This is a genomic window from Serratia ficaria (genome assembly GCF_900187015.1).
GTDB lineage: Bacteria > Pseudomonadota > Gammaproteobacteria > Enterobacterales > Enterobacteriaceae > Serratia > Serratia ficaria.
The window spans coordinates 570,109-593,516 of sequence record NZ_LT906479.1; the positions used below are offsets into that span (position 1 = coordinate 570,109).

Here is a 23,408-nt window from a genome sequence, read left to right on the forward strand (position 1 = left end):
TGAACACGATGAACATGGCATCACCTGCGGCCTCTTTGGGCCGCGCGGGGCTGATTATCTTACTGGCCGGGCAGTTGCTGCCGATGATCGATTTTTCCATCGTCAACGTCGGCCTGGACTCGATGGCGCAATCGCTGGGCGCCAGCCCGGCGCAGCTGGAGCTGATCGTGGCGGTGTACGGCGTGGCCTTCGCCGTCTGCCTGGCGATGGGCGGCCGGCTGGGGGATAACCTGGGGCGCCGCCGCCTGTTCCTGTGGGGCGTGCGGCTGTTCGCCATCGCCTCGCTGATGTGCGGGCTGGCGAACTCGGTCTGGCTGCTGCTGGTGGCGCGGGTGCTGCAGGGGGCAGGGGCGGCGCTGATAGTGCCGCAAATTCTCGCCACCATTCACGTTTGCCTGCGCGGCCGCGAGCACGCCCGGGCGCTGGGGCTGTACGGCGCCATCGGCGGGCTGGCGTTTATCGTCGGTCAGGTGCTGGGCGGCTTGCTGATTTCCCTCAACGTGGCGGGTTCCGGTTGGCGCAGCGTGTTTCTGATCAACATTCCCATCTGCCTGCTGGTGCTGGCCTGCGCGCATCGTTGGGTGCCGGACACCCGCGGCGAAAAACCGGTGAGCGTCGATCTGCCCGGCACGCTGCTGCTGGGGCTGACCATCGCCTGCCTGCTGTTCCCGCTGGCGCTGGGGCCGGTGTGGCATTGGCCATGGCCGTGCCTGGCGTTGCTGGCCGCCAGCCTGCCCCTGCTGGCATGGCTGTGGCGGGTGGAGCGGCGGCAGGAGCGGCGAAATAACTTCCCGCTATTGCCGCCGGCGTTGCTGCGGCTGGCCAGCGTGCGTTTCGGGCTGACCATCGCCATTTTGTTCTTCGCCTGCTGGAGCGGTTTCATGTTCGTGATGGCGTTGACGCTGCAGGCCGGGGCCGGGTTGAGCTCGTTCCAGTCGGGCAATGCGTTTATCGCGTTGGGGGTGGCCTATTTCGCCTCGTCGCTGCTGAGCAGCGCGGTGGTCGAGCATTTCGGCAAGGTGCGTACCCTGATGTTCGGCTGCCTGATCCAGATGGCGGGCCTGCTGGCGCTGATGCTGACCCTGCGGTTGGTGTGGCCGCAGCCGGGGATCTTCAACCTGATCCCGGCGACGCTGCTGATCGGCTTCGGCCAGGCGTTTATCGTCAGCAGCTTCTTCCGCATCGGTTTGTCCGACGTGCCGCCCGAACACGCGGGTTCCGGCAGCGCCATGCTGGCCACCGTGCAGCAAACTGCACTCGGTCTGGGGCCGATTCTGTTGGGCACGGTGCTGGTGCAGGTGCTGCATGTGACGCAGGGAAATTATCTGAGCGCGTTGCTGACGGCGGTGGCGGTAGAGTTGGTGCTGATGCTGGCGTTGCTGTCGCGCACGCTGCTGGTGCTGCGCGCCGATCGGCGGCAGGCGGCGCTGAAGCAGCCCTGCCGTTCGTGAAGCAAGGTGGGGGAGGTGCGCTCCCCCACCGGCTTAACCTCGCAGTAAATCCCCTTTTACCCCGGCGACAATCTCGAACGAGCGCAGCCGCGCCTGATGATCGAAGATCTGGCCGTTGACCATGATCTCGTCGGCCCCGGTTTCGCGCAGCAGCGCCTGCAGCCCGTGGCGCACGGTATTTTCGTCGCCGACGATCGACATCCGCAGCGCCTGTTCCACGCCATACTGCTCCCCGGCGGTCCACAGCGCGTGGATGTTGTCCACTGGCGGCGGCAGCGGGCCGGGCGAGCCGCGGCGCAGGTTGATGAACTGCTGCTGCATCGAGCTGAACAGGAAACGCGCATTGTTGTCGCTGTCGGCGGCCACCACGTTGACGCACACCATGGCGTGCGGCTGCGCGCACTGTTGGGACGGCTTGAAGTTTTCGCGGTACAGCTGCAGCGCCTGGAACAGCATGTCCGGCGCAAAGTGCGAGGCGAAGGCGAACGGCAGGCCAAGCTGTGCCGCCAGCTGCGCGCTGTACAGGCTGGAGCCCAGCAGCCAGATTGGCACGTGCAGCCCCTGGCCCGGCACCGCCTGCACCGGCTGGCCGGGCTGCGCGTCGCAGAAATAATTTTGCAGTTCCTGTACGTCGCGCGGGAAGTTATCCACCTCGCCGGACAGGTGGCGGCGCAGCGCCATCATGGTGCGCTGATCGGTGCCCGGCGCACGGCCCAGCCCCAGATCGATGCGGCCGGGGTACAGCGATTCCAGCGTGCCGAACTGTTCGGCGATCACCAGCGGCGCATGGTTGGGCAGCATCACGCCGCCGGAGCCGAGGCGGATGCTCTGGGTGCCGGCGGCCAGGTAGCCCAGCAGCACCGAGGTGGCGGCGCTGCCGATGCCGGTCATGTTGTGGTGCTCCGCCAGCCAGTAACGCTGGTAGCCCCATGTTTCGGCGTGCTGCGCCAGGTTCAGCGAGCAGTGAAAGGCGTCGCGCGCTTTGGCCCCTTGCGGGATGGGGGACAGGTCCAGTACCGACAGCGGTACGGCAGTTTTTTCGGTCATAACATCGTCCATCAGAGGGTTGATCGCTTAAAGGGCGATTGCAGGCGTCTGCAAACTACAAAGCTAAAAATAGATGCTTTTTAGTGTTAAAAGCATAATCCAATTTATAGTTATAAAAGAGGATATATGTGCTTGTGATATCCTTATGAGAATAATGGTTTTTTAGGAGCAAACCGAGATATGGACATGATGACCCCCGCCTGCCGCTTACCCTTCCGGGAGCCGACATAATGAAAAAAAAGACGCTGTTTACCCTGTTGTTGATGGTGGTAGCCATCGCCCTGGCGGTGCTGTTCCGCGCGCATAATCAGGATTTGCTGCTGCAGGGCGAAGTCGATGCGCCCGAGGTGATCGTGGCCTCCAAGGCCAAGGGACGCGTGGTCGAACGCCTGATAGAGCGCGGCGACGACGTGAAAAACGGGCAATTGATGATCCAGCTCGACAGCCCGGAGCTGATGGCGCAGCTGCGTTCCGCGCAGGCGTCGCGCGACGAGGCCAAGGCGCAGCTCGATCAGTCGTTGCACGGCACCCGTGAGGAAAGCATTCGCAACCTGCGCGCCAATCTGGCGCAGGCCGAGGCGCAATACCGCAATGCGCAGAACGATTACAACCGCAATCTGAGCGTGGCCGGCAAAGGCTATATCTCGAAGTCCGAGCTGGACAGTTCGCGCCGGGCGCGCGATACCGCCTTCCAGCAGGTGCAGGCGGCCAAGGCCAACCTGGATGAAGGCGTCAACGGCGATCGCGTCGAGCTGCGGCAGCAATACGCGGCGGCGCTGCGCGCGGCGGAAGAAAATCTGCTGCAGGTCAAAGCCCAGACCGACGATCTGCAGGTCAAGGCGCCGGTCGACGGCGAAGTGGGGCCGATCCCGGCCGAAGTGGGGGAGTTGCTGAACGCCGGCAGCCCGCTGCTGACGCTGATCCGCGTGCCGGACGCCTACTTCGTGTTCAACCTGCGTGAAGACATCCTGGCCCACGTGCGCAAGGGCGACAAGGTCAAGCTGCGGGTGCCGGCGTTGAAAGACAAAACGATCGAAACCGAGGTGCGTTACATCGCGCCGCTGGGGGATTACGCCACCAAACGCGCCACCCGCGCCACCGGCGACTTCGATCTGAAAACCTTTGAGGTTCGCCTGTATCCGTCACAGCCGGTGGACGGCCTGCGTCCGGGGATGAGCAGCTTATGGCAATGGAAAGAGTAAGGGCCGGCTGGCGCTGCTTCAGCCACGCGTTTGACAACGAGTGCCGCGTCGCCTTCCGCAGCCCGGTGGTTCACTGGCTGAGCTGGATCTTTCCGCTGATGTTGTTCGGGCTGATCAGCAGCAACTTTTCCGAAGGGACGCTGCTCGATCTGCCGGTATCGGTGGTCGACAGCGATCACAGCCCGTTGTCCAAATCGCTGACGCGCCGCCTGGACGCCGGGTCGCATGCCCACGTCGAGGCCTACGGCGGCGGGTTGCAAGAGTCGTTGCACCGCCTGCGCAGCGCGCAGGACTACGCGCTGCTGTACGTTCCGCCGGATTTCGAGGCCAATGCGCTGGCGGGCAAGCAGCCGAGCGTGGTGATGTACTACAACGCGTTGTTCTACGGCGCCGGGCTGTACTCCACCCAGGATTTCAGCGGCCTGATGACCGAGATCAACGCCGGCTATCGCAGCATCATCGCCGGTGAGATGGGCAAGACGCTGCCGCCGTTGGCGGACGTGACGCTGTCTTACGGCAGCCTGTTCAACGCCAGCGGCAGCTATATCTATTACCAGCAGTTCGCCGCCACCATTCACCTGCTGCAGCTGTTCGTGGTGACCTGCATGATCTACGTGCTGGCGCGCAGCAAGTCGCTGCTGAAGGCCAGGCCCTTCAGCCTGGCGCTGCTCGGCAAGCTGGCGCCCTACACCCTGTGCTTCACCAGCCTGCTGATGATCGAGATCGCCGCGCTGGTGGGCATTTTCGACGCCAGGGTAAGCGGCAACCCGCTGTTTATGCTGATGATCGGTTTTTTCTACGTGATGGCGGCGCAGAGCATCGGCCTGCTGCTGTTTACCTTTACCGGCAGCATCATCACCGCCTACAGCCTGATCGGCATCCTGGTGAGCATCGCGATGACCTTTTCCGGCATGGCGGTGCCCGAGCTGTCGATGCCGCTGCCGGCGCGCATCATTTCCAACATCGAACCGTTGACCCATGCGCTGTATGCCATGTTCGACGTGTTCCTGCGGCAGGTGCCGGCCAGCGCCATTTTCAGCGTTTGCGCGCTGTTGGCGGTTTATCCGCTGGTGACCGCGCTGCTGGTGCGTAAACGGCTGCTGGTGCGGCTGCTGAAAGAAGGGGGCGCGGGATGAAGCTCTATTGGCAAACCTTCGTACGGGTGCTGCTCGGCATGCTGGAGCGGCCGATGTGGCTGATGTTGATCCTCTCGCTGTGCATCATGAGCCTGGTGTACGCCAACCGCACGGTGTGGGATCTGCCGGTGGGGGTGGTCGATCAGGACCACAGCACCGCCAGCCGCCAGCTGATCCGTCAGCTGGACGCCACCTCCAAGATCGCCATTGAAACCTATGACAGCCTGGAGCAGGCGCAGCGCGATCTCGGCTGGCGCAAGCTGTTCGCGGTGATCATCATGCCGGTGGATCTGGAGAAGAAGATCCTGAGCGGGCAGAATATCGTGGTGCCGGTGTACGGCGACGCCACCAACCGGCTGGCCAACGGCCAGATCCAGCAGGACGTGGTGGCGGCCTACCAGCAATTGCTGGGCGAGTACAACAACGGGCTGCTGTTGCGCAGCGGTTTCAGCGAACGGCAGGCGCAGGTGATACTGACGCCGATACGGGGGCAGACGCTGGACGTGTTCAACCCCGGCATCAGCTTTGCGGCGATCGTTTTCCCCGGCCTGCTGGTGATGCTGTTGCAGCACTCGCTGTTGATTGCCTGTATCCGCGTCAGCATCGCCATGAAAAACCTGCCCGGCGGCAAAGCGCCGTTCGCGGCGCACCTGGGCGGATTGACGGCGCTGCTGCCGATCTGGCTGTTTCTGTCGATCGTGCTGTTCGTGCTGTGGCCCTGGGTGCTGGGCTACCGGCAAACGGCGGGCATAGCGGAAATCCTGCTGCTGACCTTCCCGTTCCTGCTGGCGGTGCTGGGGCTGGGCAAGCTGGTGACCGAGTGCCTGCGCAGCGTCGAGATGATCTACCTGACGCTGGCGTTTATCACCACCCCGATCTTCTATCTGTCGGGCACCATCTGGCCGCTGCAGGCGATGCCGGGCTGGGTGCGCACCATCTCTTACAGCATTCCCTCCACCTGGGCCACCAAGGCGGTCGCCGGGGTGAACCAGATGGGGCTGGCGCTGAACGAGGTGTGGGGCGACGTGGTGATGCTGCTGGTGCTGGGGATCATTTACACCCTGCTGGGCTTCGGCGTCGGCTTTATACGCAACAGCGTGGCGCTGCGCAGCATGTTCCGCAAACGGCGGCACGTTTGAAATGTTCTATTAGAAATGCTAACGTAATTGTGGCGGTCGGCTGTGGTGATTTTTACCCAGCCTGACTGGATTTTTCCCTGGTGTTGGCTAATTTGGCTACCTGACCGCATAGGTCAGGTTTTTATTATACTGATAAGTATTGTCATAGTTTTTAGCCTCAAATTTATATTTTTTACTTATGTTTTACCTGCGATTAGGGGCATGTTGTCGCCATAAGGGATGCATCTGACCGCGATGGAGCCTTCATGTTTTCTGTTTTCAATGAGAATCAGACAATCACGGAAAAGCTGCGGGACTATATCGACGGAAAAATTTCTTCGCTCGGTAGTCCTGAGTACGCCTACACGGTCATCAGTAAAAAAAATCCATCAAATGTACTTATTATTTCCAGCTATCCAGATGAATGGGTCAATCTCTACCGAGCCAACAACTTTCAGCTTACCGATCCGGTGATTTTAACCGCATTCAAACGTACCTCGCCGTTTTCCTGGGACGAAAACATCACCCTGATGTCTAATTTGAAGCTCACCCGAATATTTTCGTTGTCGAAACAATATAACATTATCAATGGCTTCACCTTTGTGTTGCACGACCAGATGAACAATCTGGCATTGTTGTCCGTTATTATCGACAGCAAGGAGCAGAGTGAGTTGGCGGCGCGTCTTTCGTCTGAAGGAGGGTGTCTGCAAATGTGGTTAATAGATATTAATGAGCAGATGTATCGTCTGACCGAACCCGTCTTATACGGCAAGTTCGGCAAGCAAAAACCTCCAGCGGAAATCGACGACAAGGCCATGTTTACCGCCCGTGAGAATGAAGTGCTGTATTGGGCAAGCATGGGGAAAACCTATGCTGAGGTGGCTCTCATCGTGGGTATTTCCGTGAGCACGGTGAAGTTCCACATGGGCAACATTGTCACCAAATTGGGGGTCAGCAACGCCCGTCAGGCTGTGCGACTAGGCGTTGAGTTGGGGTTGATCACACCGGCAACGACATTGGCCAAGTGATAACCGATGATGCAGGGCAGTTAAGTTCGGTAATGACTCCCTCTGCCATTCGCGTTTGTTCCGCCTGTTCCGTCGGCAAATACACCAGATAGATACGTTCCCGCTCGCTGAGAAAAGCCTCCTTAAGCTGCTTGATTTGCCATCCCGACCTTTTAAGGATGGTCAGCATGGCTCGGCTCACGATGGTATGAATTCCGTTACGCCGATGGTGGCGTGCCCAATTGATCATGGCGAGAAACAGTACCTGGCTGATCGGGTAACGCTCACCCAACAGGTGACGCGCACGTGCCTTGTCGACGAAAAAACGGCTGGACTCAATGCCGGCGTGAGGAAGAGGCACCGAATCAAAACAGGTGCGGAACGTGTGGGTGATCATATTGGGTTGATCCAGACCCGTAAAACGGACGCTGCAGATCAGCTGCCCTTGGCACAGTCCAAGAATATAACGGGTACCGGGAGTGTCGAACTCATCGAACTCCATATCGAGGTTGCACACGACGTCCCATCTCAGCCGATCACTGAACGTTTTTTTTCTCAGTCGGTAAAGTTCATTTGAGTGCGTCATTTTCAGTTCTTCAAAACTGACATCAAACAGTTCCAGCATTTCATTTCCTTGTTTTTACTGGCGAGAATTCATCGCGATTTACATATCGCATGCCGGTATTCTACAAAGGTTTCGCGTCGGCAGGCGAACTTAAAAGCATGGTAAGAAAAGTCGGAGGAGTTGGCGATGATGTATCCGAACTGATATTTGAAATTCCGGATCGCATCTCCCGATTGAAACAGCGGGTATATCCTTTGCGAGAATGTGTGCTGGCAGTGTTTGAGTACGGGCATTCATTGCCGCACAGGCAGGGGTGAACAAATCTTGTTCTCGGCGGCTGTTCACCCTGGTACAAAAGCCTCTGTTTTATCGCAATTACCCCATCAACTCCAGCCCGGCGACCCGGCGCCAGTAGCCGTTGCAGTCGGCGCCTTCGGTCAGCGCCAGCGGCTGCTCGCCCCGTTCGTTGGCGCGAAAGCGCGCGATCAGCGCCAGCGTCTCGGCGCCCTGCGGCGAAAGCCGCACGATGTCCACCAGCCCCTGCATGCTCTGCAGCTCGTTGCCCAGGTTGTAGCAGTAGCCGCTCATGGTCTGGATGCCGTTGAGCACGAACACCCGCTGCTGCTCCTGGGAGCGCATCATGCGGCCCTGCGGATACTTGATGCAGCAGGTTTCGCATTCGTCCTTGCCGCGGTTTTCCGAACGGGCGGTGAAGCAGCGGGCCGAATAGGCCAGCGGCAGGTGGCCGTAGCTCAGAACTTCCACCTCAAAGTCGTGGCGGAAACCCAGCTCTTCGCACTGCGTCAGCAGATTGGCCAGCCAGTCGCGCGACAGCTCGACCGGCATGCACCAGCGCATCATGCCCTGGCGGCGCAGCAGGCGCAGGGTATAGGCGTTGTAGCAGTTCAGCGCGTGGCCGGCGACGAACGGCAGGCCGCGCTCCGCCGCCATATTTACCGTACCCAGATCGTTGGCTTCGATCAGGAACTCGCCGTTCTCCACGTAGCGCTTCAGCTCGTTAAGTTCGGAAGGCGCCTGCAGCAGCGCCAGGGTGGAGAGCACCACCTGCTTGCCGCTGCGGGCGATCTCCTGCGCCAGCGCCAGCCAGTCGCCGGCCTTCATCTCGCGCCGCTTGGTGCAGACGCTCTCGCCGAGGTAGATGATCTCGGCGCTGCTGTTTACCGCCTGCCGATAAAACGCCGCGATATCGTTTTTTGGCCAGTAGTAGAGCACCGGCCCCAGTGCGTATTTCATGCTTCCTCCGGCTACTGCCATTTGCGGTGATAGGCGCCCAATGTGGTCTGGGTGCCTTCGGACATCGCCCCCAGCGTTTCCATCCAGGCGGCGTCGGCCCGATAGGCGGCCGGATCGGCCAGGCAGCGGTCGATCGCCTGGCGCCAGACGCGCGCCACCTGGCTGACGTAGGCCGGGCTGCGCTGGCGGCCTTCGATCTTCACCGAGGCGATATTGGCGGCCAGCAGCTCCGGCAGCAGCGCCAGGGTATTCAGGCTGGTGGGCTCCTCCAGCGCGTGGTAGCGCAGCTCGTCCACCAGATAACGCCCCTTGCACAGCGTCGGGTAACCGGCGTTTTCATGCTCCTGATAGCGGTCGATCAGCACGTCGTTCAGCCGCGACTCCATGCCCTGCGCGGTTTGCTGCCAGCGTACGTAGCGCGCCGGCGAGCAGGCGCCGACGGTGTTCGGCGATTCGCCGGTCAGATAGGAAGAGAGGTAGCAGCGGCCTTCGGCCATGATGCACAGGCTGCCGAAGGCGAACACCTCCAGCGGCACCGGGCTGGTGCGCGCCAGCTGTTTGACCTGATGCATCGACAGCACGCGCGGCAGCACCACCCGGCTCACGTCGAAGTGGCGCTGATAGAAGCGGATCGCCTCCTCGTTGGTGGCGGAGGCCTGTACCGACACGTGGCGCTCCAGCTGCGGATAGCGCTCCGCGGCATATTCCAGCATCGCCAGATCGGCCAGGATCAGCGCGTCGGCGCCCAGTTGCGCCGCCATGTCCACCGCCCGCTGCCAGCGCGCATAGCCGTCCGGATGCGCGAAGGTGTTGATGGCGATGTGCAGCTTGCGGCCGTGGCGGTGCACGTAGTCGACCGCCTCCCGCAGCTTTTTCTCGGTGAAGTTGAGACCGGCGAAGTGGCGCGCGTTGGTATCGTCTTTCAGGCCGATGTAAACGGCGTCGGCACCGTTATCCACCGCGGCCTTCAGGGCCGGCAGGTTGCCGGCGGGACAAAGCAGCTCCATAGATTTATCCTGACTCAGCCCGCGCCCGGCCGGGCATGGGCGGTCATAAGGTTGCCGGCGACCCTTTCCCGCCGGCAAACGCGAATCGGGGAGGCAATTTTAGTGAAAGGCGGGTGAACAGGTTTTGATTTGGGGCAGCTTCTGGCGTATTGATAGACATGGCGGCGAAATGCACTATTTGTTGATATAGACCGCTGAAGCGGCGCGCCGTTGTGGCAAAATAGCGTTAGTCTGTGTTGAAAGGAGTGAATGACCGTGTTGGAACAACTACGAGCACGCATTGTGCGCCAAGGGCCGTCGCTGCTGCGCGTACCGCTAAAATTCACGCCGTTTGCTCTGCAGCGCCAGCTTCTGCAACAGGTGCTGGGCTGGCAGTTCCGCCAGGCGCTGGCGGATGGCGATTTGGAATTTCTCGCGTCGCGCTGGTTAAAGATCGAAGTTCGCGATCTGGCGCTACACTGGTTTATGACGGTTGAAAACGACAAACTGGTTGTCAGCCAGCACGCCGAAGCGGACGTCAGCTTCAGCGGCGACGCCAACGATCTGATCCTGATCGCTGCGCGCAAGCAAGATCCTGATACGCTGTTCTTTCAGCGTCGGCTGCAGATTGAAGGGGATACCGAATTGGGCCTGTATGTAAAAAATCTGATGGACGCCATTGAGCTGGAAAGCATGCCTGCGCCGCTGCGCATGGGGCTGCTGCAGCTGGCCGATTTTGTCGAAGCAGGGCAGCAGGAGGGCACGGCGCAGGCTTCCCGTGTACCGGTATCATGCTGATCCGCGTAGAGATCCCGGTAGATGCGGCGGGCATCGACGCACTGCTGCGCCGCGCCTTTGGCCGCGACGACGAAGCCGATCTGGTGCAGCAACTGCGCGAAGACGGCCTGCTGACTCTGGGCATCGTCGTCACCGACGACGAAGGCGGGGTGGTGGGCTACGCCGCCTTCAGCCCGGTCGATGTGGCGGGCGAAGATCGCCAATGGGTCGGTCTGGCGCCGTTGGCGGTGGACGAAAGCCTGCGCCGCCAGGGCTTGGGCGAAAAGCTGATCTACGAAGGGCTGGATTCGCTCAATGAGTTCAGCTACGCCGCGGTGGTGGTGCTGGGCGATCCGGCTTATTACGGCCGTTTCGGCTTCAAACCGGCGGCGGCCTATGGCCTGCACTGCCGTTGGCCGGGCGCGGAAGCCGCGTTCCAGGTTTATCCGCTGGCGGAAGACGCCCTGAGTGGCGTCAGCGGTGAAGTCGCATACTCGGCGCCGTTTAACCGGCTGTAACCGCCGGCAGCAAATACTCCAATGACAGCGGCGGGTGCTTCACCAGCCGCTCTTTTTGCGCTTTGCTCAACTGCTTTACCCGATATTCCAGCCTCAGCGCCGTCGAGCGATCCCCCACCGGCCGGTGAAACGCCAGCGTCAGTTCCCCTTTGCCGCGCAGCGCCTTGGCGCCTTTGCCCGCCTGATGCTGGGCCAGCCGCCGCGCCACGTCGGTGGTGATGCCGGTATACAGCATGCCGTTGGGCAGGCGCAGCATGTAGAGATGCCAGTTATTCTCGGTCATTTGCACATCAAATCGGGTTGAAACAGAGCCTAATCGTAGCATATCAGGCTATTATCAGGCGCTGGAGACGAGGGGAGAACTGCGTTGAATCAGCCAGAAGAGTTAGAACACATCCGCCATTTCATCGGCAAGCAGCACGTGCTGACGCTGTGCGCCGGCAACGGCATGGATATGTGGTGCGCCAACTGTTTTTACGTGTTTGACGCCGAGCGCATGGCGCTGTGGCTGATGACCGAGCCGCACACCCGCCATGGCGAGCTGATGCTGCAGAACGCCGGGGTGGTGGGCACCATCGCGCCGAAGCCGAAGACCATTGCGTTGATCCGCGGCGTGCAGTACCGCGCCGAGGCGGTGATGCTGAGCGGCGAGGAAGACGCGCAGGCGCGCGCCCGCTACTGCCGGCGTTTCCCGATCGCCAAAGCGATGAAGGCGCCGGTGTGGCAACTGAGTTTGCAGGAGGTGAAGATGACCGACAACACCCTCGGCTTCGGCAAGAAGCTGCATTGGACGCGGTCTATACTGTAAGCTGAACAATCGATTGGCACGGGAGATCTGATGGCGCGGGCACTGATAGTGGGGGCCACCGGCCTGGTGGGGAAGGCGCTGTTGCAGCTGCTGCAGGACGATGCGCAGGTGACGGCGATCGTGGCGCCGACGCGCGCGCCGCTGCCGCCGCACGCCAAACTGACCAACCCGGTGGGCGATGACCTGTTCGAATTGCTGAGCACCCTGCGGCAGCCGGTGGAACTGGTCTTTTGCTGCCTGGGTACCACCCGCAGCGCGGCCGGCAGCGCCGATGCGTTTCGCTATGTCGATTATCAGCTGGTGGTCGAAAGCGCGTTGACCGGGCGGCGGCTCGGCGCGCAGCATTGTCTGGTGGTCAGCGCGCTGGGCGCCAATCCGAATTCTTCCTTCCTGTATAACCGCACCAAGGGCGAAATGGAGCAGGCGCTGCGCGAGCAAGACTGGCCGCGCCTGACGCTGGCGCGGCCGTCGATGCTGCTGGGCGAACGCCGCTCACCGCGGCTGACGGAGCGGCTTTCCCTGCCGCTGTTCAAACTGCTGCCCGGCAAGTGGCGGGCCGTCGCCGCCAAAGACGTGGCGCAGAGCCTGTTGCAGCAGGCATTCGGCCCCGGCGAAGGCGTCAGGGTGCTGGAGTCGGACCGGCTGCATTGCTATCGCAGCTGATGCTGAGGTTGTCGAACGCCAGCTCCAGCCCGGCCGGCAGCTCGTTGTCCATCAGCCACAGATCGAGATGATGGCTGATGTGCGTCAACAGCGTGCGCCGCGGCTGCAACCGCCGTTGCGTTTCCAGTGCGCGGGTCAGATCGTTGTGGTTGCGCGGCACCTGCGGCTGCGGCGGCAGGCTGCAGTCGAGCACCAGCAGATCCAGCGGCGTCCGCTGTAAAAAATCTGCGGTAGCCGGCGGCAGGCCGAGGGTATCGGTGAGATAGGCCAGCGATGCTCCGCCCGCCTGGATCAGATAACCGTGGGTCAGTCTGGAATGCTGCAGCGGCAGCGGCGTGATGCGCATGCCGCCCAGCTTGACGGTTTCGAAGGCCTGCAGCGGCGGCTGAAACGCCAAAATGCCGGGGTGTTTGAACAGGTCGTCGCAGCCTTGCTCATCCGGCGGGCCGTAGACCGGAATGGAATTTCCGCACCCCCAGCGCAAAGGAAATAACCCCTGAACGTGATCCATGTGGTAATGTGTCAGTAAAAAACGTTGAATTTGCCCCGCCGAAAACCGCCGCTCCAAAGACGGCAATCCCGCATCCAGCAAGGTCGTTTCCCCCTGATAGCCGATCATCGCGCTGCACGGCCGCCGCCGAAATGCCGGTTCACGCCGCGCCCGCTGGCAGACCAGGCAGTCGCAACCGAATGCCGGCACCTGCTGTGCACCACCGGTGCCGAGAAAGGTCAATTTCATAGGCCACTCTCCGTTAAAGATACTTCTCCGCAAAGCGGTCGATATCGCGGAAATCCGCCAATCTTTCCTGCAATGTTTGATGATCCCAGTGCCACCACTGGCTGCGCTCGATGCGTTCAATCAGCGCGTCGTCAAAGCGCATGCCGATCTTTTTGGCCGCCACCCCGGCGACGATGCTGTACGGCTCCACATCTTTGGTCACCACCGCCGCGCTGCCGATCACCGCGCCGTTGCCGACGCTGACGCCCGGCATCAGGATGGCGTTATGGCCGATCCACACGTCGTGGCCAACGGTGACCTGGTGTTGGCGCCGCCAGTCGAAAAACGCCGCGTCGTCTTCCCCCAGGCCGTAGTCGGCGGCGCGGTAGGTGAAGTGGTGCTGGGCGATGCGCTGATAGGTCGGGTGGTTGCCCGGGTTGATGCGCGCGTAGGAGGCGATGGAGACGAACTTGCCGATGGTGGCGTAAAAAATCTGGTTGTGGCCGGCGGTGTAGGAGTAGTCCCCCATCTCCACCTCTTCCAGGATCGCATCGTCGGCCAGATGCACATACTGGCCGAGCCGGGTGCGGTTAAGGATCACGTGGTCGCCGATTTTCGGCTGGGCAAGGTCGGTCATGGCATGGCGTCCTGAGGTTGTGCGGCGGCGGCGGGCAACAGCGCCAGCAGCGCCGCCAGGGTGTCTTCGAGCGGGCCGTCGTTATCCAGCCACCGGCAGCCGGCGGGCAGGCGGTGCTGATACTCCGCCGCCCGCGCCAGCCGCTGCTCAATCTGCGCGGCGTTCTCCCGCCCGCGGCGCTGCAGGCGTTGGCGCAGCACCCCGGCGCTGACCTGCAGGCACACCGGCAACAGCTGCGCGCCGTAGCGCCGCTGCGCCTGCGGCAGGTGGGCGCGCGAGCCGTTGACCACCACGTCGATCCCCTGCAGCAGCCAAAGATCCACCTCGATCCCGAAGGCGTAGCGGTGCTGATGCGCCTGCCAGTCCAGCGCGAACAACCCCTTGGCGCGGCGGCGCAGAAACTCGGGCTCGCTGAGCGCGATATGGTTCTCGCAGCCGGCGTCCGCCGGCCGAGTGATGTAGCGGTGCGCCACCAGCGGCGCGCGGTCGGCGCAGCCGCGCAGCCGCTCGAGCAGGCTGTCCTTGCCCGCACCGGAAGGCCCCATCAGATAGATAAGCTGCGCCATCAGAACACCTGCCTGCCCTGGCGCCAGACGTTCTGCACGTAAATATGCTCGCCGTGCGGCCGCGCCAGCACCAGATCGGCCCGCAGCCCTTCGGCGATGGTGCCGCGATCCTGCAGATCCAGCGCACGCGCCGGGTTGCGGGTGACCATGCGCACCGCCTGCGGCAGGTCGTAACCGTTGCGATCGTCCGCCGCGATGCGGAACGCCGCATCCAGCAGGCTGGCCGGGTAATAGTCGGAAGAGAGAATATCCAACACCCCCAGCGCCGCCAGGTGATGCGCCGCCACGTTGCCGGAATGGGAACCGCCGCGCACGATGTTCGGCGCGCCCATCAGCACCTGCAGCCCCTGCCGGTGCGAAGCGCGGGCGGCCGCCTCGGTGGTGGGGAACTCGGCGATATTGCTGCCCAGCGCGCAGGACTCCGCCACGTGCTCGGCGGTGGCGTCGTCGTGGCTGGCCAGCGAGATATGGCGCGCCCGGCAGTGGGCGGCGATCGCTTCGCGGTTCGGCGCGGCCCAGCGGGCGGAAAGCCCGACCTGCTGCTCTTCGAACTCGCTCATCTGCTGGTCGTTAAGGTGATATTTGCCCTGATAATACTCGCGGTACTTTTCGCGCGAGGCGAACTGGCGCTGGCCCGGCGAATGGTCCATCAGCGACACCAGCGACACCCCGGGCTTGTCCATCAGCCGTTCGAACAGCGGCAGGGTGCTTTCATGCGGCAGCTCGCAGCGCAGGTGCAGCCGATGCTCGGCGCGGTTCACCCCGGCGCGCTGGCTGTGGATCACCGCGTCGATCATTTTTTGCAGGTTCTCCAGCCGGTGGCCGCCGTCGCGCACGTCGCCGATCGCCACCGCGTCCAGCACCGTGGTGATGCCGTTGGCCACCATCAGCGCGTCGTGGCTGCTCATCGCCGAATGCGCCGGCCAGTCGACGTTGGGCCGCGGGGTGAAAAACTTGTCCAGATTGTCGGTGTGCAGCTCGATAAGCCCGGGCAGCAGCCAGCCGCCGTCGCCGTCCAGCGCCTGCGGCAGCTGGCTGGGGGTATCGGCAAAGCTGCGGATCGCGCCCTCGTGCATCTCCAGTGAACCGGCCACTACCTGGTCGTCCAGCACCAGCTTAACGTTGTTGATGATCATCAGAGGCTCTCCAGCGCCTGTGGCGCCTGCATGTCATATAACCGGTCGGCGACCTGCCGGCGGGCGGCTTCATCATGGAAAATGCCGACGATGGCCGCGCCGCGCGCCTTGGCCTGCTCTATCAGCGCCACCACCGCCGCGCCGTTGCGGCTGTCGAGCGAGGCGGTCGGCTCGTCCAGCAGCAGGATCGGGTAGTCGACGATAAAACCGCGGGCGATGTTGACCCGCTGCTGCTCGCCGCCGGAGAAGGTGGACGGCGCCAGCTGCCACAGGCGCTGCGGCACGTTGAGCTTGTCGAGCAGCGTTTCGGCGCGCTGGCGGCATTCGGCGCGGTCGACGCCCTGTTCCAGCAGCGGCTGCATCACCACCTCGAGGGCGCTGATGCGCGGGATCACCCGCAGGAACTGGCTGACCCAGCCGAGGGTATGGCGGCGCACCGCCAGGATCTGGCGCGCTTCGGCCCGCACCATATCCAGCCACTCCCCCTGATGGTTGACCCAGATATGGCCGCTGTCGGGCAGATAGTTGGCGTACAGCGAGCGCAGCAGGGTGGATTTGCCGCTGCCGGAGTGGCCGTGCAGCACCACGCATTCGCCGCTGCCGACCGTCATGTTGGCGTCTTGCAGCACCGGCAGCCGGATGCCGTGCTGCTGGTGCAGCACGAAGGTTTTGCTCAGGTGTTCAACTCGAATTTGAATGGTCATCTGTTATCGCCTTGGGTTACGACAGTACCGAAGAAACCAGCAGCTGGGTGTAAGGATGGTGCGGGTCGTCCAGCACCCGATCGGTGAGGCCGCTTTCCACCACTTCCCCTTGCTTCATCACCAGCAGCCGGTGCGCCAGCAGCCGCGCCACGCCGAGATCGTGGGTGACGATCACCGCCGCCAGCTGCATCTCCACCACCAGGTTGCGCAGCAGATCGAGCAGGCGCGCCTGCACCGACACGTCCAGCCCGCCGGTCGGCTCATCCATAAATACCAGCCTGGGGTGGGTCACCAGGTTGCGGGCAATCTGCAGCCGCTGCTGCATGCCGCCGGAGAAGGTGGTGGGCAGGTCATCGAGGCGCGACAGCGGGATCTCGACGTCTTCCAGCCACTGGCCGGCCTGGCGGCGGATATCGCCGTAGTGGCGCTGGCCGATGGCCATCAGCCGTTCGCCGATGTTGCCGCCGGCGGAAACCTGCGGCCGCAGCCCGTCGAGCGGGTGCTGGTGCACCACGCCCCAGTCGGTGCGCAGCAGGCGGCGGCGATCGCTCTCCGCCATGGCGTACAGGTCGTGCCGGCGGTCGGCCTGCGGGCGATAAATGATCTGCCCGCTCTGCGGCGCCAGCCGCGCCGAAATGGATTTCAGCAGCGTGGTTTTGCCGGAGCCGGATTCGCCGACGATGCCCAGCACTTCGCCGGGGTAGATGTCGAACGACACGTCGCTGAAGCCTTTGCCGGGCGCATACAGATGGGTGAGGCGGCTCACCGACAGCAGCGGCGTGGTGCTCAGTGGGGTAGAAGTCATCAGTGCTGCGCCTCTTGCGAAGGTTGCGCCAGCCGTTGCCGGCAGTAGTCGGTGTCCGAACAGACGAACATGCGGTTGCCCTGGTCGTCGAGCACCACCTCGTCCAGGTAGCTGTGGCGCGAGCCGCACAGGGCGCAGGGTTGGTCCCACTGCTGCACGCTGAACGGATGGTCGTCGAAGTCCAGGCTCTCCACCTTGCAGAACGGCGGCAGGGCGTAGATGCGTTTCTCGCGCCCGGCGCCGAACAGCTGCAGCGCCGGCATCATGTGCATTTTCGGGTTATCGAATTTCGGGATGGGCGACGGATCCATCACATAGCGATCGTTCACCTTCACCGGGTAGGCGTAGGTGGTGGCGATGTGGCCGTAGCGCGAGATGTCCTCATACAGCTTCACCTGCATCACGCCGTACTCTTCCAGGGCGTGCATCTTGCGGGTCTCGGTTTCGCGCGGCTCGATAAAGCGCAGCGGCTCCGGGATCGGCACCTGATAAATCAGGATCTGGTCCTCGCGCAGCGCGGTTTCCGGGATGCGGTGGCGGGTCTGGATCAGCGTGGCCTCCGGCGTGCGCTCGGTGGTCGCCACCCCGACGACGCGCTGGAAGAAGCGGCGAATCGACACCGCGTTGGTGGTGTCGTCGGCGCCCTGGTCGATCACCTTCAGCACGTCGGCGCGGCCGATGATGCTGGCGGTGATCTGAATGCCGCCGGTACCCCAGCCGTAAGGCATCGGCATCTCGCGGCCGCCGAACGGCACCTGATAGCCGGGAATGGCCACCGCCTTCAGAATGGCGCGGCGGAGAGTGCGTTTGGTCTGCTCGTCGAGATAGCCAAGGTTATAGCCGGTCAATACTTCACTCATCGCGGGCCTCCTGACGCTCGCTGTATTCCTGTCGCAGCCGCTTGAGCAGCTCCAGTTCGGCCTGGAAGTCGACGTAATGCGGCAGCTTGAGATGGGAGACGAAGCCGGCGGCCTCCACGTTGTCGGCATGGGCCAGCACGAACTCTTCGTCCTGCGCCGGGCCGGCGACCCCTTCGCCGTACTCTGGGCTTTGCAGCGCGCGATCCACCAGCGCCATCGCCATCGCTTTGCGTTCGGCGCGGCCGAACACCAAGCCATAGCCGCGGGTGAAGTGCGGCGGGCGGTCTTGCGGATCGACGAAGCCGTTGACCATCTCGCACTCGGTCAGCAGGATTTCGCCGATATCCAGCGCGAAACCGAGCTCTTCAGGCACTATCTCCAGCGAAACGTAGCCGGTGCGGATCTCGCCGGCGAACGGGTGGTTGCGGCCATAGCCGCGCTGGGTGGCGTAGCCCAGCGCCAGCAGAAAACCTTCGTCGCCGCGCACCAGCTGCTGCAGGCGCGCCGAGCGCGAGCAGGGATAAACCGGCGGGTTGCGGGTAATGTCGTCCGGCGCGCTGCCGTCGTCCTGTTCCGCCAGCGCCAATTGCTGTTTGCCGAGCAGTTCGAACACGTGGGCGCAGCTTTCCGGCAGCGGCTCGTCGGCCTGCGGCGCGTGGGGCGTTTCGCCTTCCGCCAGCAGCGCGAAGTCCAATAGCCGGTGGGTGTAATCGTAGGTCGGCCCCAGCACCTGCCCGCCGGGCAAGTCCTTGTAAACCGCCGAGATGCGCCGCTCCAGCCGCATGTTTTCGGTCGCCAGCGGTTCGCTGATCGCCAGGCGCGGCAGGGTGGTGCGATAGGCGCGCAGCAGGAAAATCGCCTCGACCAGATCGCCGCTGGCCTGTTTGATGGCCAGCGCCGCCAGCTCGGGATCGTAGATGCCGCCTTCGGTCATCACCCGGTCCACCGCCAGCCCCAGCTGCTGTTCTATTTGCTCCACGCCGATCGCCGGCAGGCCGTCGTCGCCGCGCCGCAGCCGTTCCTGCAGCCGATGGGCGGCCTCGATGGCTTTTTCGCCCCCTTTTACCGCTACGTACATCAGCACACCTCCACGCGGGTGGTCCGCGGGATCGCCAGCAGGCGATCGCCGCAGGTCAGTAGAAAATCCAGCCCGAGCGGGAAGCGCTGCGGGCGGGTGATCAGGTAATCCAGCAGCGCCGGCGGCAGCTGCGGCGAGATAACCCGTTGATGTTCAATGCCGGGGCCGCTCAGGCGCAGCGCAGCGCCCTGTTCCAGCCCGGCCAATTGCACCACCACCGTGGCGCCGAATTCCGGCGAAATCTCGCTGCCGTGCGGCAACGCCTGCAGATCGGCGGCCTGCAGCTGCGCATCGAACAGCGCAAAGCCGACCTCTTGCGCATTGGCGGCCAGCGGCGCGCCGCTGTGGAAGCGAATGTTTGTTAGCACTTGCTCACTTTTTAGCGCCTCACACAGCTGGAGCGGGGTTTCCTGATCCGCCAGCGTCAGCAGCGCGGCGGTGCTGGCGGCGTTCAGCGCGCCCCAGGCGGGGCCGCCCTGCAGCGTGACGCAATGGCCTGGCTCGCTTAACGCCTTGAGGATCAAGCGGAAGCTGTGTTGCGATTGCTCTATGGGTTGGTCAAAACCGGTCAATAAACTCATGCTCAATCCCCCCGCACCAAGGTAAAGAAATCCACCCGGCTGGAGGCCACCGCACGGGCGCGCAGCTGGCGCTGCTCGTGCTGCAGCGCGGCCAGCGGCGCTATCAGCCGCTGTTGCAGCCGCTCGCCGTGCTCCGGCTGTTGCAGCAGCGCGTCGGCCAGCGCGCACAGCTCGGCATGCGCCTTGTCGCGCCCGGCGATATAGCTGTAGCCGTAACCGCCGTTCTCCAGCTGCACCACCGCGCGGGTGATGGTCATATCGCCCAGCACAAAGCGGCGGCCGGTGGCGCCCATGCGCCCCTGCAGCTGCGCCAGGCCAATCTCCGGCGCGCGGATGCTGCGGTAGCTCGGGCTGATATTCAGCGCCTGCCAGTGGCTGCGCAGCTGGGCCGGCTGGCTGTGCGCCAGCACCGACATCCAGCGCTGTCTTGACTGTAAGGATTGCATTCAGTGCTCCATCGTCAGTTCGATCATGTCGGCGCGGGCCAGGCTGACGGAGTATTCCGCCACGCGGTCGCTGCCGTTGCAGACGTTCAGGGTGCGCACGCACAGCAGCGGCGCGTGGGTGGCGATCGCCAGCAGCCGGCTCTCTTTGGCCTGTGCGCGGCGCGCGCTGATGCGCGTCTGGCTGCGGGTCAGCGGCTGGCGAATGTGCCGTTCGATAAACTCATGCAGCGAGCCGCTGTGGAACTGCTGCAGCGCCGGCCACCAGTCCAGATCGGGCAGGTAATGGTCGATCACGCTCATCGGCACGCCGTTGACCCGGCGCAGGGTGCGCAGGTGGATCACCATCTCGCCTTCTTCACGCGACAGCGCGCTGGCGATATGCCCGTTGCACGGGCGCAATACTGCGAGTAAGCGCTCACTGGTGGGGTGGCTGCCCTGCTCGAGCAGGTTCTGGCTGAACCGCGTATTGGCGTGCAGCGGGTAGTCGTAGGGGCGCATCAGCACCAGAATGCCGACGCCGTGGCGGCGCTGCAGCCAGCCGCGCTCCACCAACTGGTCCACCGCGCGGCGCAGGGTGTGGCGATTGACCTGATAACGTTCCGCCAGCTGTTGCTCGGAGGGCAGATAGTCGCCGCAGCGGTATTGGGTGCGCAGCTCTTGTTCCAGCTGGGCGGCGATCTGCTGGTAGCGGGTGGGGTAACTGGTCGGATGTCTAGATAAGTCCATCATAATAAAAACCTCGTCGTGCCGATGGCGGTGCGATGAAGGCGGAAGCGGTGCGTTTCATCGTGCGTCTACCCTGTGGTTTTCTCGTCGGCATCATGGTGACGGGCGCAGATGACAATCGCGTTACGCGTCGGTGGCGAACAGATGAACTATTTTGGACAGCCCGGGGATGCGCGGCCGGGCGCGGCGCGCTATGCTGGGGCACCCGTGACTGACTCTGGCCGACACCATGCCGCAACCTATTACCGCCCCTGACCGCACGCCCCGCGCCTGGCCGCTGTGGAAACCGATCCTGTTCCTGCTGGTGGTGGCCGTCGGCCTCTACTACGTCAAATGGCAGCCTTACTACGGCAAGGCCTTTTTGGCGGCGGACACCCATTCGATCGGCAAATCGATACTGGCCGGAGCCGACGGCAGCCCCTGGCTGGCGGCCTGGCACTATGCGCTGATCTATTTCACCGCGGTGTGGAAGGCGGCGCTGCTCGGCGTATTGTTGGGGTCGCTGGTGCAGGTGCTGATCCCGCGCGACTGGCTGCTGCGCACGCTTGGCCACCCGCGTTTTTCCGGCACCCTGCTGGGCACGCTGATCGCGCTGCCGGGCATGATGTGCACCTGCTGCGCGGCGCCGGTGGCCGCCGGGCTGCGTCGCCAGTCGGTATCCAGCGGCGCGGCGCTGGCCTTTTGGCTGAGCAACCCGGTGCTGAACCCGGCGACGCTGATTTTTATGGGCTTCGTGCTCGGCTGGCCGTTCGCCGCCATTCGGCTGGTGGCCGGGGTGGTGATGGTGTTGGGCATCGCCTGGCTGGTGCAGCGCGTTACCGCCAATGACCCGCAGCCGGCCGCGCTGCGGCAGCCGCCGATGCCGCCGGCGAAAACCGAAGATCGGCCGTTCCTCGGCCGCTGGCTGAAGGCGCTGTGGGCGCTGTTCTGGTCGACCATTCCGATCTACATCCTGGCGGTGCTGGCGCTGGGCGCGGCGCGGGTTTGGCTGTTCCCGCACGCCGACGGCGCGGTCGACAACAGCCTGCTGTGGATCATCGGTTTGGCGATCGTCGGCTGCCTGTTCGTGATCCCCACCGCGGCGGAAATCCCGATCGTGCAGGCCATGATGCTGGCGGGCATGGGCGCCGGCCCGGCGCTGGCGCTGCTGATGACCCTGCCGGCGGTCAGCCTGCCTTCGCTGCTGATGCTGAACAAAGTGTTTACCGCTCGGGCACTGTGCCTGACCGCGGCGCTGGTGGCGCTGTGCGGCGTAGCGACCGGCGTGCTGGGGATGGGGTTGGTGTAAAATGTTCAAAAAATGACCTTTCATCTCGATGTTGTTGTCACAAATGTGCTAACGTGTCTGTTCAATATTCAGTGTCGCCATCGTGCGATTGCAGGAGGAGCAAAGATGGAAAGTCGTATCCAGTTTCGCATCGAAGATGAAACCAAGCGTTTGGCGCAGAAGGCCGCTGAGGCTAAAGGAACGACATTGAGTGAAGCCTGCCGCCGCTTAGCGGAGCAAATGGCTGATGAGCAACGGGCCGCGGAGGAGCACGAAAACTGGCTGAAAGATAAGGTGGATGCAGCTTTTTCCCGTCTGCATGAAGGTAATGCTGTCTACCTTAGCCAACAAGAAGTAGAAGAAAGCATGGATGCCTTTAAGGCAAAAATTAGAGCGAAATACGACCGAAAATAGGGATCGTTATGCGTATCGAATGGGATAATGCAGCGCTACGGGACAGGGAACGTATTTTTGAGTTTCTTTATATTTTCAATCCACAGGCGGCAGAGCAGGCTGATAACGAGATCGATAAAGCGGTAAAGCGCCTGCTGGATCATCCTGAGTTAGGTAAGCCCTGGTATGGGAAGGCACGTAAGCTGCTAATTAACAAGGCCTCCCTGTTGCTGGTGTATATCATCGTTGATGACGTTATTAAGGTTTTCTCGATTGCCCACCAGCGTGAGAAATTTCCAAACTAGCATTGTCATCGCAGCTTATGCACCACCTGGTTGCTGCTGCCGCGCCAGATCAGCGCTGGGTCTTTCAAATCCTGCACAAACTTGCCGTCAATCAATACGTTAATCCTGTCTACCACCTGCATTTGCTGCGCGTCCAGCTCCGCCAGCCGGTAGCCGGTCCACAGCCAGATATCCTTGCCGGGGCACTCGGCGCGCACCCGTTTCACCAGCTGCAGAATGGCCAGCACGTTGGCCGGGTGCAGCGGATCGCCGCCGGACAGCGACAGCCCCTGGCGCGGCACGCGCGCATCGTTCAGATCGGCAATGATGCGGTCTTCCAGCTCCGGGGTAAACGGCAGGCCGGAGTTGAGCCGCCAGGTGCTCTTGTTGTAGCAGCCGGGGCACTGGTGCACGCAGCCGGCGACGAACAGCGTGCAGCGGGTGCCGGGGCCGTTGACCACATCTAAGGGATAGTACTGGTGATAATTTATCATTTTTTCTGGTTGCAGGGGTTCAGTGTATGTTTAGTGGCAAAGTTGTCTTTTCGCCCGAGATACCCGGGCTTAGCGCCCCGAGGGGCGCTCCGGCGGCAAGCCGCTACGACCCCTTCGGCACGCTTTCCCTAATAATTGGCTTTATCAGAGCTCTGTATACTGAACCCGCTCATCAGGGTTA

The 23,408-nt window shown here is 62.8% G+C and carries 29 protein-coding genes; 12 read left to right on the forward strand and 17 right to left on the reverse strand.

The features are described from left to right. The first annotated feature begins 8 nt into the window (after positions 1–8). Positions 9–1,451, forward strand: coding sequence for an MFS transporter (locus tag CKW09_RS02630; RefSeq protein ID WP_061799845.1), 1,443 nt, complete (start codon positions 9–11; stop codon positions 1,449–1,451). A 33-nt stretch (positions 1,452–1,484) separates the two neighbouring features. Here CKW09_RS02630 and CKW09_RS02635 read toward each other — a convergent pair whose 3' ends face one another. Continuing rightward, positions 1,485–2,498, reverse strand: coding sequence for a luciferase-like monooxygenase (locus CKW09_RS02635; RefSeq protein WP_174524376.1), 1,014 nt, complete (start codon positions 2,496–2,498; stop codon positions 1,485–1,487). Between the two features lie 230 nt (positions 2,499–2,728). Between CKW09_RS02635 and CKW09_RS02640 the strand changes: the two genes are divergently transcribed. The 4 genes from CKW09_RS02640 to CKW09_RS02655 all read left to right on the forward strand — a co-directional run bounded on the left by CKW09_RS02640 (position 2,729) and on the right by CKW09_RS02655 (position 6,982). Continuing rightward, positions 2,729–3,700 carry an HlyD family secretion protein gene (locus CKW09_RS02640; protein ID WP_061799842.1) on the forward strand — a complete coding sequence of 324 codons (972 nt, stop codon included), beginning with the start codon at positions 2,729–2,731 and terminating at the stop codon, positions 3,698–3,700. Continuing rightward, positions 3,682–4,836, forward strand: coding sequence for an ABC transporter permease (locus tag CKW09_RS02645; protein ID WP_061799840.1), 1,155 nt, complete (start codon positions 3,682–3,684; stop codon positions 4,834–4,836). The genes CKW09_RS02640 and CKW09_RS02645 overlap by 19 nt, the downstream gene beginning before the upstream one ends. Beyond that, positions 4,833–5,975, forward strand: coding sequence for an ABC transporter permease (locus CKW09_RS02650; RefSeq protein ID WP_095095449.1), 1,143 nt, complete (start codon positions 4,833–4,835; stop codon positions 5,973–5,975). The genes CKW09_RS02645 and CKW09_RS02650 overlap by 4 nt, the downstream gene beginning before the upstream one ends. Positions 5,976–6,220: 245 nt before the next feature. Further along, the gene (locus CKW09_RS02655; protein WP_061799838.1) at positions 6,221–6,982 is read left to right on the forward strand and encodes a helix-turn-helix transcriptional regulator; all 762 of its coding nucleotides are present in this window, start codon (positions 6,221–6,223) and stop codon (positions 6,980–6,982) included. Here the strand turns inward: CKW09_RS02655 and CKW09_RS02660 are convergent. From CKW09_RS02660 to ubiU, 3 genes are all read right to left on the reverse strand, one after another. Further along, a complete protein-coding gene (locus CKW09_RS02660) occupies positions 6,954–7,586 on the reverse strand; it encodes an acyl-homoserine-lactone synthase (protein WP_061799837.1) in 633 nt (210 codons plus the stop codon). The two genes, CKW09_RS02655 and CKW09_RS02660, sit on opposite strands and share 29 nt — an antisense overlap. Positions 7,587–7,901: 315 nt before the next feature. Further along, positions 7,902–8,780 (reverse strand): U32 family peptidase, encoded by an 879-nt coding sequence (locus CKW09_RS02665; RefSeq protein WP_095095452.1) that lies wholly within the window; start codon positions 8,778–8,780, stop codon positions 7,902–7,904. An 11-nt stretch (positions 8,781–8,791) separates the two neighbouring features. Further along, positions 8,792–9,787 carry a ubiquinone anaerobic biosynthesis protein UbiU gene (gene ubiU, locus CKW09_RS02670; RefSeq protein WP_061799834.1) on the reverse strand — a complete coding sequence of 332 codons (996 nt, stop codon included), beginning with the start codon at positions 9,785–9,787 and terminating at the stop codon, positions 8,792–8,794. 255 nt (positions 9,788–10,042) lie between these two features. Between ubiU and ubiT the strand changes: the two genes are divergently transcribed. Both ubiT and CKW09_RS02680 read left to right on the forward strand, forming a co-directional pair. After that, entirely contained in the window at positions 10,043–10,564 is a 522-nt protein-coding gene (ubiT, locus tag CKW09_RS02675; RefSeq protein WP_061799872.1) for a ubiquinone anaerobic biosynthesis accessory factor UbiT, read from the forward strand. Then, positions 10,558–11,061, forward strand: a complete 504-nt coding sequence (locus tag CKW09_RS02680) for a GNAT family N-acetyltransferase (protein ID WP_095095456.1) — start codon at positions 10,558–10,560, stop codon at positions 11,059–11,061. Before ubiT ends, CKW09_RS02680 begins: the two co-directional genes overlap by 7 nt. On the opposite strand, the gene CKW09_RS02685 is transcribed toward CKW09_RS02680, so the two are convergent. Continuing rightward, positions 11,048–11,344 (reverse strand): GIY-YIG nuclease family protein, encoded by a 297-nt coding sequence (locus CKW09_RS02685; RefSeq protein WP_061799830.1) that lies wholly within the window; start codon positions 11,342–11,344, stop codon positions 11,048–11,050. The genes CKW09_RS02680 and CKW09_RS02685 overlap by 14 nt on opposite strands. Positions 11,345–11,428: 84 nt before the next feature. On the opposite strand from CKW09_RS02685, the gene CKW09_RS02690 reads away from it, so the two are divergent. Together CKW09_RS02690 and CKW09_RS02695 are read left to right on the forward strand one after the other, a co-directional pair. After that, a complete protein-coding gene (locus CKW09_RS02690; RefSeq protein WP_095095463.1) occupies positions 11,429–11,869 on the forward strand; it encodes a YhbP family protein in 441 nt (146 codons plus the stop codon). A 30-nt stretch (positions 11,870–11,899) separates the two neighbouring features. Beyond that, complete coding sequence (locus tag CKW09_RS02695; RefSeq protein WP_061799828.1) at positions 11,900–12,532, forward strand: NAD(P)H-binding protein; 633 nt, start codon at positions 11,900–11,902, stop codon at positions 12,530–12,532. Here the strand turns inward: CKW09_RS02695 and phnP are convergent. From phnP to phnF, 11 genes are read right to left on the reverse strand one after another with little or no spacing between them, the layout of a single operon-like run. Further along, entirely contained in the window at positions 12,489–13,271 is a 783-nt protein-coding gene (phnP, locus tag CKW09_RS02700; protein ID WP_095095467.1) for a phosphonate metabolism protein PhnP, read from the reverse strand. The genes CKW09_RS02695 and phnP overlap by 44 nt on opposite strands. Before the next feature lie 13 nt (positions 13,272–13,284). Continuing rightward, positions 13,285–13,887, reverse strand: coding sequence for a DapH/DapD/GlmU-related protein (locus CKW09_RS02705; protein ID WP_061799825.1), 603 nt, complete (start codon positions 13,885–13,887; stop codon positions 13,285–13,287). After that, complete coding sequence (gene phnN, locus CKW09_RS02710) at positions 13,884–14,453, reverse strand: ribose 1,5-bisphosphokinase (protein ID WP_095095470.1); 570 nt, start codon at positions 14,451–14,453, stop codon at positions 13,884–13,886. The genes CKW09_RS02705 and phnN overlap by 4 nt, the downstream gene beginning before the upstream one ends. Further along, positions 14,453–15,589: an alpha-D-ribose 1-methylphosphonate 5-triphosphate diphosphatase gene (gene phnM / locus CKW09_RS02715; protein WP_095095473.1), complete on the reverse strand. Its 1,137-nt coding sequence runs from the start codon at positions 15,587–15,589 to the stop codon at positions 14,453–14,455. The genes phnN and phnM overlap by 1 nt, the downstream gene beginning before the upstream one ends. After that, positions 15,589–16,293, reverse strand: a complete 705-nt coding sequence (gene phnL, locus CKW09_RS02720) for a phosphonate C-P lyase system protein PhnL (protein ID WP_095095476.1) — start codon at positions 16,291–16,293, stop codon at positions 15,589–15,591. The genes phnM and phnL overlap by 1 nt, the downstream gene beginning before the upstream one ends. Positions 16,294–16,309: 16 nt before the next feature. After that, positions 16,310–17,098, reverse strand: coding sequence for a phosphonate C-P lyase system protein PhnK (gene phnK / locus CKW09_RS02725; protein ID WP_095095481.1), 789 nt, complete (start codon positions 17,096–17,098; stop codon positions 16,310–16,312). Continuing rightward, the gene (locus CKW09_RS02730; protein ID WP_095095485.1) at positions 17,098–17,958 is read right to left on the reverse strand and encodes an alpha-D-ribose 1-methylphosphonate 5-phosphate C-P-lyase PhnJ; all 861 of its coding nucleotides are present in this window, start codon (positions 17,956–17,958) and stop codon (positions 17,098–17,100) included. Before CKW09_RS02730 ends, phnK begins: the two co-directional genes overlap by 1 nt. Continuing rightward, positions 17,951–19,036 carry a carbon-phosphorus lyase complex subunit PhnI gene (locus tag CKW09_RS02735; protein WP_095095488.1) on the reverse strand — a complete coding sequence of 362 codons (1,086 nt, stop codon included), beginning with the start codon at positions 19,034–19,036 and terminating at the stop codon, positions 17,951–17,953. Before CKW09_RS02735 ends, CKW09_RS02730 begins: the two co-directional genes overlap by 8 nt. Next, positions 19,036–19,617, reverse strand: a complete 582-nt coding sequence (gene phnH, locus CKW09_RS02740) for a phosphonate C-P lyase system protein PhnH (RefSeq protein ID WP_095095492.1) — start codon at positions 19,615–19,617, stop codon at positions 19,036–19,038. Before phnH ends, CKW09_RS02735 begins: the two co-directional genes overlap by 1 nt. Positions 19,618–19,619: 2 nt before the next feature. Further along, complete coding sequence (phnG, locus tag CKW09_RS02745) at positions 19,620–20,063, reverse strand: phosphonate C-P lyase system protein PhnG (RefSeq protein ID WP_095095495.1); 444 nt, start codon at positions 20,061–20,063, stop codon at positions 19,620–19,622. After that, complete coding sequence (gene phnF, locus CKW09_RS02750; protein ID WP_095095498.1) at positions 20,064–20,792, reverse strand: phosphonate metabolism transcriptional regulator PhnF; 729 nt, start codon at positions 20,790–20,792, stop codon at positions 20,064–20,066. Positions 20,793–21,018: 226 nt separating this feature from the next. Between phnF and CKW09_RS02755 the strand changes: the two genes are divergently transcribed. From CKW09_RS02755 to CKW09_RS02765, 3 genes are all read left to right on the forward strand, one after another. Then, a complete protein-coding gene (locus CKW09_RS02755) occupies positions 21,019–22,077 on the forward strand; it encodes a permease (RefSeq protein WP_095095501.1) in 1,059 nt (352 codons plus the stop codon). Between the two features lie 105 nt (positions 22,078–22,182). Beyond that, on the forward strand, positions 22,183–22,470 hold the full coding sequence (locus CKW09_RS02760) for a type II toxin-antitoxin system RelB/DinJ family antitoxin (protein WP_013811307.1): 288 nt from the start codon (positions 22,183–22,185) through the stop codon (positions 22,468–22,470). Positions 22,471–22,478: 8 nt separating this feature from the next. After that, the gene (locus tag CKW09_RS02765) at positions 22,479–22,754 is read left to right on the forward strand and encodes a type II toxin-antitoxin system RelE/ParE family toxin (protein ID WP_061799809.1); all 276 of its coding nucleotides are present in this window, start codon (positions 22,479–22,481) and stop codon (positions 22,752–22,754) included. Positions 22,755–22,759: 5 nt separating this feature from the next. Here CKW09_RS02765 and nrdG read toward each other — a convergent pair whose 3' ends face one another. Then, positions 22,760–23,224, reverse strand: a complete 465-nt coding sequence (nrdG, locus tag CKW09_RS02770; protein WP_095099987.1) for an anaerobic ribonucleoside-triphosphate reductase-activating protein — start codon at positions 23,222–23,224, stop codon at positions 22,760–22,762. Between the last annotated feature and the right edge of the window lie 184 nt (positions 23,225–23,408).

Bases quoted from the DNA above. Each gene is read 5' to 3' on its own strand.
- CKW09_RS02630 (WP_061799845.1), top strand. From the start codon at position 9: ATGAACATGGCATCACCTGCGGCCTCTTTGGGCCGCGCGGGGCTGATT.
- CKW09_RS02635 (WP_174524376.1), bottom strand. From the start codon at position 2,498: ATGACCGAAAAAACTGCCGTACCGCTGTCGGTACTGGACCTGTCCCCC.
- CKW09_RS02640 (WP_061799842.1), top strand. From the start codon at position 2,729: ATGAAAAAAAAGACGCTGTTTACCCTGTTGTTGATGGTGGTAGCCATC.
- CKW09_RS02645 (WP_061799840.1), top strand. From the start codon at position 3,682: ATGGCAATGGAAAGAGTAAGGGCCGGCTGGCGCTGCTTCAGCCACGCG.
- CKW09_RS02650 (WP_095095449.1), top strand. From the start codon at position 4,833: ATGAAGCTCTATTGGCAAACCTTCGTACGGGTGCTGCTCGGCATGCTG.
- CKW09_RS02655 (WP_061799838.1), top strand. From the start codon at position 6,221: ATGTTTTCTGTTTTCAATGAGAATCAGACAATCACGGAAAAGCTGCGG.
- CKW09_RS02660 (WP_061799837.1), bottom strand. From the start codon at position 7,586: ATGCTGGAACTGTTTGATGTCAGTTTTGAAGAACTGAAAATGACGCAC.
- CKW09_RS02665 (WP_095095452.1), bottom strand. From the start codon at position 8,780: ATGAAATACGCACTGGGGCCGGTGCTCTACTACTGGCCAAAAAACGAT.
- ubiU (WP_061799834.1), bottom strand. From the start codon at position 9,787: ATGGAGCTGCTTTGTCCCGCCGGCAACCTGCCGGCCCTGAAGGCCGCG.
- CKW09_RS02680 (WP_095095456.1), top strand. From the start codon at position 10,558: ATGCTGATCCGCGTAGAGATCCCGGTAGATGCGGCGGGCATCGACGCA.
- CKW09_RS02685 (WP_061799830.1), bottom strand. From the start codon at position 11,344: ATGACCGAGAATAACTGGCATCTCTACATGCTGCGCCTGCCCAACGGC.
- CKW09_RS02695 (WP_061799828.1), top strand. From the start codon at position 11,900: ATGGCGCGGGCACTGATAGTGGGGGCCACCGGCCTGGTGGGGAAGGCG.
- phnP (WP_095095467.1), bottom strand. From the start codon at position 13,271: ATGAAATTGACCTTTCTCGGCACCGGTGGTGCACAGCAGGTGCCGGCA.
- CKW09_RS02705 (WP_061799825.1), bottom strand. From the start codon at position 13,887: ATGACCGACCTTGCCCAGCCGAAAATCGGCGACCACGTGATCCTTAAC.
- phnN (WP_095095470.1), bottom strand. From the start codon at position 14,453: ATGGCGCAGCTTATCTATCTGATGGGGCCTTCCGGTGCGGGCAAGGAC.
- phnM (WP_095095473.1), bottom strand. From the start codon at position 15,589: ATGATCATCAACAACGTTAAGCTGGTGCTGGACGACCAGGTAGTGGCC.
- phnL (WP_095095476.1), bottom strand. From the start codon at position 16,293: ATGACCATTCAAATTCGAGTTGAACACCTGAGCAAAACCTTCGTGCTG.
- phnK (WP_095095481.1), bottom strand. From the start codon at position 17,098: ATGACTTCTACCCCACTGAGCACCACGCCGCTGCTGTCGGTGAGCCGC.
- CKW09_RS02730 (WP_095095485.1), bottom strand. From the start codon at position 17,958: ATGAGTGAAGTATTGACCGGCTATAACCTTGGCTATCTCGACGAGCAG.
- CKW09_RS02735 (WP_095095488.1), bottom strand. From the start codon at position 19,036: ATGTACGTAGCGGTAAAAGGGGGCGAAAAAGCCATCGAGGCCGCCCAT.
- phnH (WP_095095492.1), bottom strand. From the start codon at position 19,617: ATGAGTTTATTGACCGGTTTTGACCAACCCATAGAGCAATCGCAACAC.
- phnG (WP_095095495.1), bottom strand. From the start codon at position 20,063: ATGCAATCCTTACAGTCAAGACAGCGCTGGATGTCGGTGCTGGCGCAC.
- phnF (WP_095095498.1), bottom strand. From the start codon at position 20,792: ATGATGGACTTATCTAGACATCCGACCAGTTACCCCACCCGCTACCAG.
- CKW09_RS02755 (WP_095095501.1), top strand. From the start codon at position 21,019: ATGCCGCAACCTATTACCGCCCCTGACCGCACGCCCCGCGCCTGGCCG.
- CKW09_RS02760 (WP_013811307.1), top strand. From the start codon at position 22,183: ATGGAAAGTCGTATCCAGTTTCGCATCGAAGATGAAACCAAGCGTTTG.
- CKW09_RS02765 (WP_061799809.1), top strand. From the start codon at position 22,479: ATGCGTATCGAATGGGATAATGCAGCGCTACGGGACAGGGAACGTATT.